Origin of the sequence: Klebsiella sp. CN_Kp091 (assembly GCF_040065095.1) — a bacterium.
Lineage (GTDB): Bacteria > Pseudomonadota > Gammaproteobacteria > Enterobacterales > Enterobacteriaceae > Klebsiella > Klebsiella aerogenes.
This window is the reverse complement of record NZ_JBEAIO010000009.1, coordinates 85,878-99,006: the sequence shown is the minus strand read 5'-3', so window position 1 is coordinate 99,006 and position 13,129 is coordinate 85,878. Positions and strand designations below refer to the sequence as shown.

11 protein-coding genes are annotated in these 13,129 nt (G+C 56.3%); 8 read left to right on the top strand and 3 right to left on the bottom strand.

Features of this window, described 5'->3' with window-relative positions:
• Positions 1–3: 3 nt before the first annotated feature.
• The 5 genes from flhA (at position 4) to ABLV17_RS09725 (ending at position 5,807) form a co-directional block, all read left to right on the top strand.
• Positions 4–2,076 carry a formate hydrogenlyase transcriptional activator FlhA gene (gene flhA, locus ABLV17_RS09745; RefSeq protein WP_087858555.1) on the top strand — a complete coding sequence of 691 codons (2,073 nt, stop codon included), beginning with the start codon at positions 4–6 and terminating at the stop codon, positions 2,074–2,076.
• 302 nt (positions 2,077–2,378) lie between these two features.
• The gene (locus ABLV17_RS09740) at positions 2,379–3,296 is read left to right on the top strand and encodes a metal ABC transporter substrate-binding protein (RefSeq protein WP_087858556.1); all 918 of its coding nucleotides are present in this window, start codon (positions 2,379–2,381) and stop codon (positions 3,294–3,296) included.
• Positions 3,293–4,114 (top strand): manganese/iron ABC transporter ATP-binding protein, encoded by an 822-nt coding sequence (locus tag ABLV17_RS09735; RefSeq protein ID WP_047740375.1) that lies wholly within the window; start codon positions 3,293–3,295, stop codon positions 4,112–4,114. Before ABLV17_RS09740 ends, ABLV17_RS09735 begins: the two co-directional genes overlap by 4 nt.
• Positions 4,111–4,959 carry an iron/manganese ABC transporter permease subunit SitC gene (gene sitC, locus ABLV17_RS09730; protein WP_015370015.1) on the top strand — a complete coding sequence of 283 codons (849 nt, stop codon included), beginning with the start codon at positions 4,111–4,113 and terminating at the stop codon, positions 4,957–4,959. The genes ABLV17_RS09735 and sitC overlap by 4 nt, the downstream gene beginning before the upstream one ends.
• Entirely contained in the window at positions 4,953–5,807 is an 855-nt protein-coding gene (locus ABLV17_RS09725) for a metal ABC transporter permease (protein ID WP_308958037.1), read from the top strand. The genes sitC and ABLV17_RS09725 overlap by 7 nt, the downstream gene beginning before the upstream one ends.
• Positions 5,808–5,971: 164 nt before the next feature.
• Here ABLV17_RS09725 and ABLV17_RS09720 read toward each other — a convergent pair whose 3' ends face one another.
• A complete protein-coding gene (locus ABLV17_RS09720) occupies positions 5,972–6,313 on the bottom strand; it encodes a nitrous oxide-stimulated promoter family protein (RefSeq protein WP_015370013.1) in 342 nt (113 codons plus the stop codon).
• Positions 6,314–6,373: 60 nt separating this feature from the next.
• Positions 6,374–7,261 (bottom strand): LysR family transcriptional regulator, encoded by an 888-nt coding sequence (locus ABLV17_RS09715; protein ID WP_015370012.1) that lies wholly within the window; start codon positions 7,259–7,261, stop codon positions 6,374–6,376.
• Between the two features lie 182 nt (positions 7,262–7,443).
• Between ABLV17_RS09715 and ABLV17_RS09710 the strand changes: the two genes are divergently transcribed.
• Complete coding sequence (locus tag ABLV17_RS09710) at positions 7,444–8,385, top strand: AEC family transporter (RefSeq protein WP_308958036.1); 942 nt, start codon at positions 7,444–7,446, stop codon at positions 8,383–8,385.
• Between the two features lie 35 nt (positions 8,386–8,420).
• The gene (locus tag ABLV17_RS09705; RefSeq protein WP_308958035.1) at positions 8,421–10,130 is read left to right on the top strand and encodes a thiamine pyrophosphate-requiring protein; all 1,710 of its coding nucleotides are present in this window, start codon (positions 8,421–8,423) and stop codon (positions 10,128–10,130) included.
• A gap of 15 nt (positions 10,131–10,145) precedes the next feature.
• Here the strand turns inward: ABLV17_RS09705 and ABLV17_RS09700 are convergent, their stop codons facing one another.
• Positions 10,146–10,439, bottom strand: coding sequence for a SelT/SelW/SelH family protein (locus ABLV17_RS09700; protein WP_308958034.1), 294 nt, complete (start codon positions 10,437–10,439; stop codon positions 10,146–10,148).
• Between the two features lie 323 nt (positions 10,440–10,762).
• Here ABLV17_RS09700 and ABLV17_RS09695 point away from each other — a divergent pair, with 323 nt between their 5' ends.
• Complete coding sequence (locus ABLV17_RS09695; RefSeq protein ID WP_308958033.1) at positions 10,763–13,114, top strand: TonB-dependent receptor; 2,352 nt, start codon at positions 10,763–10,765, stop codon at positions 13,112–13,114.
• Positions 13,115–13,129 lie beyond the last annotated feature (15 nt).

The window sequence follows — 13,129 nt, the reverse complement described above, 5'->3', positions numbered from 1 at the left end:
GCAATGTCGTATACACCAATGGGCGATCTCGGGCAGCAGGGTCTGTTTGATATCACCCGTATTTTATTACAGCAGCCCGATCTGGCCGCGCTGAGCGAAACGCTAACCCGTCTGGTGCAGCAATCCTCGCTTGCCGACCGGGCGGCGATTATCTTGTGGAACCACGGCAACCATCGCGCCGCCAGGTACGCCTGCGACGACGCCGGACAGCCGGCAAGCTACGAAGATGAAACCGTACTGGCACATGGCCCGGTACGCCGCCTGCTGTCGCGCCCCGACGCGCTACATTGCGACAACGCGACCTTCGCCGAAACCTGGCCGCAGCTGGCCGCCAGCGGCATTTACCCGGAATTCGGCTACTACTGCCTGCTGCCGCTGGCGGCGGAAGGCCGCATCTTCGGCGGTTGTGAGTTCATCCGCGACGACAACCGGCCATGGAGCGAAAAAGAGTACCAGCGCCTGCATACTTTCGCGCAGATTGTCGCCGTCGTCACCGAGCAGATCCAAAACCGGGTCAGCAACAACGTCGATTACGACCTGCTGTGCCACGAGCGCGATAATTTCCGCATCCTGGTGGCCATTACCAACGCCGTCCTGTCGCGCCTCGATATTGACGAACTGGTCAGCGAGGTGGCGAAAGAGATCCACCGCTATTTCCGCATCGACGCCATCAGCGTGGTGCTGCGCAGCAACCGCAAAGGCAAGCTCAACATTTACTCCACCCACTATCTCGACGCCAGCCATCCGGTCCACGACCAAAGCGAAGTCGATGAAGCCGGCACGCTAACCGAGCGGGTGTTTAAGAGCAAAGAGATGCTGTTGCTCAATCTGCATGAGCACGACTCGTTGGCGCCGTATGAGAAAATGCTCTTCGAGATGTGGGATAACCAGATCCAGACCCTGTGCCTGTTACCGCTCATGTCCGGCAATACGCTGCTCGGGGTGCTGAAGCTGGCGCAGTGCGATGAGCAAGTGTTTACCACTACCAACCTTAAACTGCTGCGGCAAATCGCCGAACGCGTATCGATAGCTATCGATAACGCCCTCGCCTATCGCGAGATCCAGCGGCTGAAAGAACGGCTGGTAGATGAAAACCTGGCGCTCACCGAACAGCTCAATAATGTCGAAAGCGAGTTCGGCGAAATCATTGGTCGCAGCGAAGCGATGCACAGCGTGCTCAAGCAGGTGGAAATGGTAGCGCAGAGCGACAGTACGGTGCTGATCCTCGGTGAAACCGGCACCGGTAAGGAACTGATCGCTCGCGCTATTCATAACCTGAGTGGACGCAATGGCCGACGGATGGTGAAAATGAACTGCGCGGCGATGCCCGCTGGCCTGCTGGAAAGCGATCTGTTCGGCCACGAGCGCGGCGCTTTTACCGGCGCCAGCGCCCAGCGTATCGGCCGTTTCGAACTGGCGGACAAAAGCTCGCTGTTCCTCGATGAAGTCGGCGATATGCCGCTGGAGCTGCAGCCGAAGCTGCTGCGCGTTCTCCAGGAGCAGGAATTCGAACGCCTGGGCAGTAATAAACTGATTCAGACCGATGTACGGTTGATCGCCGCCACCAACCGCGATCTCAAACAGATGGTTATCGATCGTGAATTCCGCAGCGATCTTTACTATCGGCTCAATGTGTTCCCGATCCACCTGCCGCCGCTGCGCGAACGCCCGGATGATATTCCACTGCTGGTGAAAGCGTTCACCTTCAAAATCGCCCGCCGTCTGGGGCGCAACATCGACAGTATTCCGGCGGAGACACTGCGCACCCTTTCGCGCATGGATTGGCCGGGCAACGTGCGCGAGCTGGAAAACGTCGTCGAGCGCGCGGTGTTGTTAACCCGCGGTAACGTACTGCAACTGTCGCTGCCGGAAATGCATATTGAACAGGAGACGCTAGCGCCGGAAGTGCTGCCGGAGGAAGGCGAAGATGAATATCAGCTCATCGTCCGGGTATTGAAAGAGAGCAACGGCGTGGTGGCCGGGCCAAAAGGTGCCGCCCAGCGCCTGGGGCTCAAGCGCACGACGCTGCTGTCGCGCATGAAACGTTTAGGCATTAATAAGGATCGGTTAGTCTAGCCCGACGATATGTCTCTCATGGCGTAGGGATTTTCCCGGAGGCGGCGCATTGCGCCTTCTCCGGGCTACCAAATCGCACAGGATCGTAGGTCGGATAAGCGTAGCGCCATCCGACAAAATAACGCGGCGACTCATCGAATACCGGGCCGCCCCTGATTTAATCCCCTTCACAATCCTTCTCAACCTAATCATTACCTCAACATTTAAATAAGAATTATTTTCATTTATAAATAGCTTGTGCTATATAACATAGCAAAGGCTATAAACGATGATTAAATAATCGCAATACCGTGAGGGATCCTATGACGCATCTGCCGCCGTTCAAGCACCTGTTGTTCTCCGCCGCATTAGCGCTGCTTGCCATCGCCCCCGCTCAGGCGCAAGAAAAATTCAAAGTCATTACCACCTTCACCGTGATCGCCGATATGGCGCAGAACGTCGCCGGCGACGCCGCCGACGTCAGCTCAATCACCAAGCCGGGCGCGGAAATTCACGAATATCAGCCGACGCCGGGCGATATCAAACGCGCGCAGGGGGCGAAGCTTATTCTCGCCAACGGCCTCAACCTCGAACTGTGGTTCGCCCGTTTTTATCAGCACCTGAACGGCGTACCGGAAGTCGTGGTCAGTAACGGTATTCAGCCGATGGGCATCAGCGATGGCCCCTACAACGGCAAACCTAACCCGCACGCGTGGATGTCGGCGGATAATGCGCTGATCTACGTCGATAACATTCGCGATGCGCTGGTGAAATACGATCCCGTCAATGCCGACACCTATCGCCGCAACGCCGACGCCTACAAAGATAAAATCCGCCAGACCATGGCGCCGCTGAAGGCCGAACTGGCGAAACTGCCGGCGGACAAACGCTGGCTGGTTACCAGCGAAGGCGCATTCTCCTATCTGGCGCGCGATAACGGCCTGCAGGAGCGTTATCTGTGGCCGATTAACGCCGACCAGCAGGGCACGCCGCAGCAGGTGCGTAAAACCATCGACACCATGAAGAAGGAGCATATCCCGACCATCTTCAGTGAAAGCACCATCTCCGACAAACCGGCGCGACAGGTCGCCCGTGAAGCCGGCGCCCACTATGGCGGCGTGCTGTATGTTGACTCGCTAAGCGCCGCCGACGGCCCGGTGCCGACTTATCTTGACCTGCTGCGTGTCACCACCGAAACCATCGTCAAAGGGATCAACGATGGCCTGAGGAAACAGTCATGATTGCGCCGCAAGCGGGACTTATCGTCGACCAGGTCACGGTGACCTATCGCAACGGCCACACCGCCCTGCGCGATGCCTCGTTCAGCGTACCGCGCGGATCGATTGCCGCGCTGGTGGGGGTCAACGGCTCCGGTAAATCCACGTTGTTCAAAGCGCTGATGGGTTTCGTGCGCGTCGGCCACGGCGATATCGCCATTCTCGGCCAGCCGGTCAACCGCGCGCTACGGCAAAATCTTGTTGCCTACGTACCGCAATCGGAAGAGGTGGACTGGTCTTTTCCGGTGCTGGTGGAAGATGTAGTGATGATGGGCCGCTATGGTCATATGGGCTGGCTGCGGCGGGCGAAGCCCCGCGACCGGCAGATTGTCGATGCCGCGCTGGCCCGCGTAGGGATGAGCGAATACCGCAAAAGACAGATTGGCGAGCTCTCCGGCGGGCAGAAAAAGCGCGTGTTCCTCGCCCGCGCCATTGCTCAGGAAGGCAAAGTCATCCTGCTCGATGAGCCTTTTACCGGCGTCGATGTGCAGACCGAGGCGCGGATCATCACCCTGCTGCGAGAACTGCGCGACGAAGGCTGTACCATGCTGGTCTCTACCCATAACCTCGGTTCAGTCAGCGAATTTTGCGATTATACGGTGATGGTGAAAGGCACCGTGCTGGCCAGCGGCCCGACGGAAACCACCTTCACCGCCGAGAATCTGGAGCTGGCCTTCAGCGGCGTATTGCGTCACGTCACGCTCACCGGCGCGGAAGAGCGCATTATTACCGACGATGAGCGACCGTTTATCAGCCATCGCGCGGCGGGGGGGCAACGATGAGCTGGCTGCTGGAGCCGTTTGGCTATCAATACATGCTCAACGCGATGTGGGTCTCGGCATTAGTCGGCGGCGTCTGCGCCTTTCTCTCCTGCTACCTGATGCTCAAAGGCTGGTCGCTGATTGGCGACGCCCTCTCCCACTCGATCGTTCCCGGCGTCGCCGGCGCTTATATGCTCGGCCTGCCCTTTGCGCTCGGCGCGTTTCTCTCCGGCGGCCTGGCGGCAGGCAGCATGCTGTTTCTTAACCAGCGTTCGCGACTAAAAGAGGATGCCATCATCGGGCTGATTTTCTCCTCGTTTTTCGGCATCGGCCTGTTTATGGTGTCGCTGAATCCGACCTCGGTGAACATTCAGACCATTATTCTCGGCAATATCCTCGCCATCGCTCCGGAGGATATTATCCAACTGGCGGCGATTGGCTTTATTTCGATGGCGATCCTGTTGCTGAAGTGGAAAGACCTGATGGTCACCTTCTTCGACGAAAACCACGCCCGCTCGATTGGCCTTAACACCAGCGGCCTGAAGCTGCTGTTCTTCACTCTGTTGGCCGCCTGCACCGTGGCGGCGCTGCAAACCGTCGGCGCGTTTCTGGTCATCTGCCTGGTCGTGACGCCCGGCGCCACCGCCTGGCTGTTAACCGACCGCTTCCCGCGTCTGCTGGCCATTGCCGTCGCTATCGGCAGCCTGACCAGCTTCTTCGGCGCATGGCTGAGCTACTACCTTGATGGCGCCACCGGCGGCATCATCGTGGTGGCGCAGACGCTGCTGTTCTTAGCTACCTTTGTCTTCGCGCCGAAGCACGGCCTGCTGGCCAACCGCCGCCGCGCCAGGGAGGCCTCATGCTAACGATGCTCCTTGAACCATTACAGTTTCCGTTTATGGTCAACGCGATGCTAGTGGCGACGATCGTCGCCGTCCCCTGCGCGCTGCTGTCGGTATTTCTGGTGTTAAAAGGCTGGGCGCTGATGGGCGATGCCATGAGCCACGCGGTGTTTCCCGGCGTGGTGGTGGCCTACATTATTGGCATCCCCTTCGCCATCGGCGCGTTTATTGCCGGCTTATTTTGCGCCGTCGCCACCGGTTTTCTCGACGATAACAGCCGCATCAAGCGCGATACCATTATGGGGATCGTCTTTTCGGGGATGTTCGGCGCCGGGCTGGTGCTGTACGTGGCGATTCAATCCGAGGTCCATCTCGACCACATTCTGTTTGGCGATATGCTGGGGATATCCGCCAGCGATATCGGGCAAACGGCGGTGATTGCGCTGGCGATTGCGCTGATTATCGGGCTAAAGTGGCGCGATTTTTTACTGCACGCCTTTGATCCGAACCAGGCCAAAGCCAGCGGCCTGCGCTGCGGGCTGCTGCATTATGGTCTGCTGTGCATGATCGCGCTGACTATCGTCGCGACGTTAAAGTCGGTGGGGATTATTCTGTCGATTTCGCTGCTGATAGCGCCCGGCGCTATCGCTCTGCTGCTGACGCGGCGCTTTGTCAGCGCATTATTGCTGGCAACGGTAATCGCCGTGGGCTGTTCGCTGACGGGCGTCTGGCTGTCGTTTTATCTCGATAGCGCCCCGGCGCCAACCATCGTGGTGCTATTTACCGCGCTGTTCGTGCTGGCCTTTGTCGCCAGTACTATTCGTGACGCCCAAAAACAGAGGGCGTCAGCAACGATCTCCGATGGCGGTTAACGCCTTAGCGGGGCGACAAAAAACGCGAATGCCAGGAGCTGTAGCCCTGCTAAGCACAGCGCGAGCAGGGAGAATTGTCGGATGGCGCTACGCTTATCCGACCTACGATCCTTCAACCGCGATCCCGGTGGCGGCGAAGCGCAGCGCAAACCGTGGAAAGGCCGCTATTTTTTCGGCCGGTATTTTTCCGGCAGCTCCGGTACCGGCCGCCTGTCGTCAATCAGGTGACGAATGGTCAGAATCGGATGCCGCCAGAGCATCCGCGGCCCGGCCCAGCGCATGATCCGCTTCATCTCTTCCCGCTTCGCCGGCTGATAGCAGTGTACCGGACACTGTTTACAGGCCGGCTTCTCTTCGCCAAATACGCACTTATCCAGCCGCTTGTCGGCGTAAGCGTTAAGCGCCAGGTAATGTTCGCCATCGTTGCGCGCATCCGGGCAGCGGCGCTGATAAAGCCTGATCATATTGCCGATAGTCTTCTTTTCGCGATCGATGCGTTTGCCCATGTCACAGCCTCAAGCCAATAAGATGCATTTATTATACACTTTTGTATCTGTCAGGGCATCTCACTGCTTCAGATGCTGGATTAACTGCAGCGCGGCTCCGGATAACACGCCAAAATGGCTCCAGGCATAGAAATCTCTGACAAACACGCTGCCCTCCGCTTCCAGCGGTCGCAACAATCCAAGCTTCTCTTCCAGTCGATAGACGGGGGCAGGCATTGACGTTAAAAGATCGCTCTCAGCAATAAAGGATTTTATCGCCGCGGATGAAGCGCACTCGATAATGGGAACCGGACAGGGTAACTGATGCGAGCGAAAAATATCTTCAAGGATAAGCATCGGCGTGCTTAACGGCGGCGGCATGATCCACGGATAATCCAGCATCGCCGCCAGCGACAAACGTTTTTCTTTTTGCAGCGGATGGCCTGGCCTTGAAATGATACAAATACGGTCCTGCCAGTTAATTTTTCCACGCACTACGATTTTATCGTCGTGGGGTAAAGGCCCGCAGAGGGCGATGTCTATTTCATGCATCAGCAGCAACTTAAACAACTCTGAGTCAATGCGGTCGAATATTTTGATGTGTATCTGGGGATGGCGTTTATGAAAGGCGGCTAATTTATCAATAAAATGGCTGGTTAACAGACTGGATACGCAGCCGATTCTCAAAATCCCCTTGCCCGCCCCGCGAATCAGCGCCATTTCCTCTCTGGCTTTGTTCTCCGTGTTCAACATTGTCATGGCATAGGGTAAAAACGCGCTGCCGTACTCGCTTAACGCCATTCCATGCTTATGCCGTTCAAATAAGGTAGCATTCAGATCCTCCTCCAGGGTCAGCAACAATCGGCTTAGCCCGGATTGCGTAATCCCCATTTTCTCCGCTGCCAAAGTTAAATTCCCTTCGCTGGCGACGGTAAGAAAGGCTTGTATTTGTTTAATTTTCATAGCCATGACAATTACTCATTGAACGAATTATTTTTACATTTCCCTCACGCTTCTTTTTGCGTCAAGAATGCAGTAAGCAACGAAAAAAAGAATAGAGCAACAGCGGCGAATTTCCGGGGTGAACACTCTCAATATTTATAGTTCAACACCCTGCCCCTAACGATAATTTATAATGAGAATAAATCACTATGACACAGAACAACATCCTATTAATCCTCGGCGCTATTTTACCCGTTATCATTACCGTTCTCATTGGCTATATCAGCGGTAAACGCAAAGACTTTAACTGGCAGCAGGCTGGTGATATTAATAAAATTGTGATGCTGTATGCTTTACCGCTGAGCATTTTCAGTAATATGGTCATGACGCCGCGGCATATCGTGATGAGTATGGGCCCTGTCGCTATCGCTATTATCCTGGCGCTAATTCTGAGTTTCCTTATTCCCTTAGCTATCGCCCGTTATGTCTGTAAACGCTCCCTGGCGCTCAGTACGCTACAGGCTCTGGCCATCGGCTCGCCGGCCGTTCCCTTCATTGGCACCTCGGTACTGGCTTTTTTATTCGGCACCGTCAGCGCCTCATTAATTACTGTTTCCAGTATTACGCAAAATGTCTTCCAGCTCCCGCTGGTGATGATTCTGATGTCCATTGCAACGGGGGATAAAAGCCAGAATATCTCTTTTGCCACGCGGGTCATCAACGCCATCAAGCAGCCGGTGGTATGGTCGCCAGTTGTCGCGCTGATATTAGTATTAATGGATATTCATATTCCTGAAACCGTATCAATGTCGCTAGGTCTGTTGGGTAAGGCCTCCGGCGGACTGGCGCTCTTTGCCGCAGGCATCGTGCTCTATACTCGCAGCATTGTCATCACCTCCGCCACCATTATTACCGTTATCGCCCGTAATATTCTTGTGCCCGGTGCCTGCTACCTCATTTTGTTAAAAATGGGTTTCAGCATGGAGCAAATAAAACAAGTGGTATTAACGATGGCGATTCCTGTGGGCTCGATCGCCATTATTATTGCCATGCAATATAAGTCCGGCGAGCAAGAAATGGCCTCGACCATGGCGCTAAGTATTATTACTTCCATCATTACGATGGGCGCATTTATTTTCCTGACCTTTTAATCACGGCGATAACATCGCGTTAATCCGGAGAGAATATGACTTCTATCACTGTATCGGCCGCTGAATTATTACTGCACCGGCTTCAGGCCCTCGACGTGGCCTATATTTTTATTAATTCGGGTACCGATTATCCCCCGGTTATTGAAGCGTGGGCCAAAATGCGCGCCACGGGACAAAAGGTACCGGAGCTGGTGATATGTCCCCACGAAAACGCCGCCATCGGCATGGCCCACGGCTATTATCTCGGGAGCGGGAAAGTGCAGGCCGTCATGGTTCACACTAACGTAGGCCTGGCCAATGCCGCCTGCGGCGTCATCAATCTGGCCAACAGCAATATTCCGGTGCTGATTTTTGGCGGACGTACGCCGATTAGCGAGCATTCGCACTTTGGTTGTCGCAATACGCCGATTGGCTACGGCCAGGAGATGCGCGATCAGGCGGCGCTCATTCGCGAGTCGGTGAAATGGGACTTTGAATTACGCATTGCCGATCAGATCGGCGAGCATGTTGACAGAGCATGGGCGATAGCCCGTTCATTGCCAAAGGGGCCGGTGTATTTAAGCCTGCCGCGCGAGCCGCTATGCGAAACATTCACGATCGATGAACAAGCGCTTCATGCCGCACCAACTCAACAGCCGGTCCGCTATGCGCCAACGCGGGCGGATATTGCCAGCGCCGCCGATGCGATAGCCAATGCCAGACAGCCGGTCATCTTCGCCCAGCGCGGCGCGCGAACGTCCGGGGGCTTTGCGCGGCTCAATACCCTGGTTAAGGAGTGGGCCATTCCGGTGGTGGAATACTGGGGTACTGAAGTCACCCTTAGCAGCGACAATCCTATGCTGGCCGGCAGCGATCCCGAAGGCTGGCTTTCCGCCGCCGACGTCATCATCGTTATCGACTCACAGGCCCCGTGGATCATCGAAGAAAGCTGCTGCAACGACGGCTGTAAGCTTATCCAGATCGGCCCCGATCCGCTTTTTTCCCGCTACCCCGTCCGCGGTTATCGCGCCGATATCAATCTGGCCGGAGAAACCGACGAGGTATTCGAACTTTTACAAGAGGCGCTCCAGCCGCTTGTGGCAGCGAAGCAACAGCAGGTGGCTGAACGTGAAAAGCATGTGCTTAACCTGATTCAACACGCGAAGAGCCAACGGGAAGCCCTCCTCCACGCCGGTCAAAAAGGGGCGATTGGCAAACCCTGGCTGAGCTACTGTCTGGGTCAACTTGCCAATCAACATCAGGGGAAGATCGTCTCCGAACTGACAACAATGCCGCAGTTCGCCGGCCTGACTCAGGCGGACAGTTATTACCAGGAAGCGCTGGCGGGTGGTCTGGGTGAAGCGTTGCCCATCGCCTTAGGGCTGCAGCTCGCCCGGCGGGGCGAGCTAATCATCGCCGCCGTGGGCGACGGCTCCTATCTCTTTGCCAATCCGGCGGTATGTCATCACATCGCGGAAGTGATGAAGCTTCCCGTACTGGTGGTGGTTGGCAACAATGGCGGCTGGGGAGCGGTAGCGGGCGGCACCAAAGCGCTCTATCCCGACGGCTATGCCGCCAAAATGGAAGCTATTCCGGCCACCGCGTTTTCGTCGTCGCCAGATTTCGCCGCGCTCGCCGCCTCCAGCCGCGCGGCTGCGCTGACGGTTTCGCTGGCGGAAGATCTCCCCGGGGTACTGGAAGAGGCAGTCGCTATTATTCGCACTCGCCGACAAAGCGTACTGGTCAACGTTGAACTAGGACGTTAATCGCAACCAGCCGTTTTAGATCTGCTTCCCGGCATTATCCACGTGTCCCAACGCTTTTTCCGGGAAGCAGACGTCCCTCACCCGCCGTTTCAGTTCGGCCGCGTCCGGGAAACCGCCGTCCCGTTTGCGCTCCCAAATGAGCGCCTCATCGACGCTCACCGTAAAAATGCCGCCGGTACCGGGCACCAGCGTGACCGAAGCGATATCGGTACTAAAGGTATGCAGCAGCTCCTGGGCCATCCAGCTGGCGCGCAGCATCCAGTTGCATTGGGAACAATAGTGAATGGTAATCGCCGCTTTATGACTCATGTTGGCTTGCTCCCGTCCGAAGGAATGTAAACAAAATGCAGAATATACCCGTCATACTTCAAGTTGCATGTGCGTTGGCTTCCTCGCTCACCCCAGTCACTTACTTGAGTAAGCTCCTGGGGATTCTCTGCGTCGCCGCCTGCCTGCAACTCGAATTATTTAGGGTATAGGTAAATATTTTGTTGCAAACGATAATACCTATCATTACCATTCGCAATTACTAAATCAGGAATACCACTGTCCGCCAGGGAAAACACGGACCAACCTGCACTCTGGAAGTAACGCGTGAGCCGATACTAATAATTATCAAGGCGTGGCTACAAATGTACAAATCGACTCAATCAGCAGCATGGTGTAAGAAAAGCCTGCTGGCGACTTCTCTGCTCGCAGCAATCGCGCAGAATGCCGCTATCGCGGCCGTGACCCAGGATAACACGACGGATAGCGCGGAACAGATGGTGGTGACCGCCCCGGCCCCACAGCTGAAAGCCGGCAGCGAGCACTCGGTGAGCGCGCAGGAACTGCAGGACAAAGGCGCCAACGACTTCGGCTCAATCATGCGTTATGAACCCCTCATCAGCGCCACCGGCGCCAGCGGCGGTTCCGGCAATGGTAAAAGCGGTTTCGATCGCGGCGGCTATACCGGCTACAACATCCGCGGTCTTGAAAGCAACCGCGTCGGCATCGATGTTGACGGCATTGCCCAGCCGAACGCCACCGGCCGCGGCTACGTCGGCCGTTCCGGCCTCAACACCTTTGGCATTGGCCGCGATTATATCGATCCCTATATGTACGGCAGCGTGGATATTCAGTCCGGCGCCACCTCAACGGAGACCGCTAACAGCGCCATCGGCGGCAACGTCTCCTTCCGCCCGAAATCGGCGGATGACTATCTGCGCCCGGGCAAAACCAGCGCCTTTGGCTACCAGAGCGGCTACGACTCTTCCGACCGCAGTTGGCATAACGGCGTCACCGTCGCCGGCGGCGATGAAACGCTGCGCGGCATTTTCGTCTACAGCCGCCGCGATGGCCAGGAAACCGAGAACAACAGCGGCAGCGTCGACGCATACCCGGCAAACTGGCACTCTGACGCGTTTATGGCCTCCGGCATCTGGCAGCCGAACGATGAACATAAGTTCACCAGCACCTTCGACTACTATCACAAGACCAATCACAGCCACTTCGACTCATGGGACTCCAGCGGTAACAGCGTGATCGGTACCGCCAACCAAACCAACCAGACACGGCGCTGGGGGCTGAGTCTGAAAGATGACTGGACGCCGCTGAACGATTACATCGACAGCGTCTCGACCAAGGTGTATTACCAGCATACCGAGGCTCACGACTGGACCTGGATGCCGGATAGCGTCACCCGCAAAATGCAGACGGTCAATTCAGACTACGATACCGATACCTGGGGCCTGCAGACTATGCTCGCGAAAAGTATCGGCCGCCACGATCTGAGCGCCGGTTTTAACGCCAGCACGACCAAAACCCAGCGGCCATTTAGCCAGTCGCCGATCCCCAGCGTTTACAGCGAAATTATGCAGCCGGAAGCGGACAGCCGCAACTACACCCTCGGCGGCTACGTGCAGGATAAGATCAACTTCGATCTCGATAGCCACAACTTCGCGATTATTCCCGGCGTACGCGTGACGCATCAGTCCACTAAACCGGAAGATCTGTCCGATCTTAGCGCCAACAGCAGCGTGCTCACCGAATCGTCGGTGGCGAATCTGTATGGTAAAAACAGCGACACCCAGGTGCTGCCGTCACTGACGTTCCAGTACGACATTACGCCGCGGCTGATGACCTATCTGCAGTACCAGCGCGGCGCGCAGTTCCCGAATGCCAGCCAGCTGTATGGTTCGTGGAACCTGGGCTCCAGCTATGCCGGCAGCCAGCAGTACGCGCTAATCGGCAACAACGATCTGAAAACCGAGACCAGCGACAATATTGAATGGGGTATCAAGGGCGAAGTCACCGAAGGCATCACCGTGCGTACCGCGCTGTTCTACAACAGCTATAAGAACTTTATCGCCTATACGCGTTATTCGCGCGCCAACAATCCGGGCAAATTCACTAACGTCCCGTCGAATATTTACACCATTTATCAAGCGGAAAACCGCGATAAGGCCTATATCTACGGCGGCGAGATCAGCACTAAATTTAACTTCGGCACCTGGTTTGAGCAGGTGGATGGCCTGAGCGCCACCCTCGCCTGGGGCTATAGCGAAGGGAAATCGAAATCCAGCTACTACGGCGATAAATACGTCGACCTCGACAGCGTCGCGCCGATGAAAGCGATCGTCGGCGTGGCGTGGGACGATCCGGCTAAGCGCTACGGTACGGCGCTGACCGCCACCTTTGTTAAGGGCAAACAGGCCACTGCCACCAGCCGCGAGAGCTACAACAACACCGGCTCCGCCATCGCCGATTCCAGCACCGAATATATGCGCGTGCCGGGCTACGGCATGCTGGACTGGACCGCTTACTGGCAGGTGGCGAAGAACGTTCGCCTCAACGGCGGGGTTTACAACATTACCGACCGTAAATACTGGGACTACCTGAGCAGCCGCAACATCGAGACCAGTACCAATCAGGATGCCAACGATAAAGCGCTGGCTGTGATGCCCGGAAGGACCTGGCAACTGGGCGTGAATATCGATTTCTGATCGCCCGAATAATTA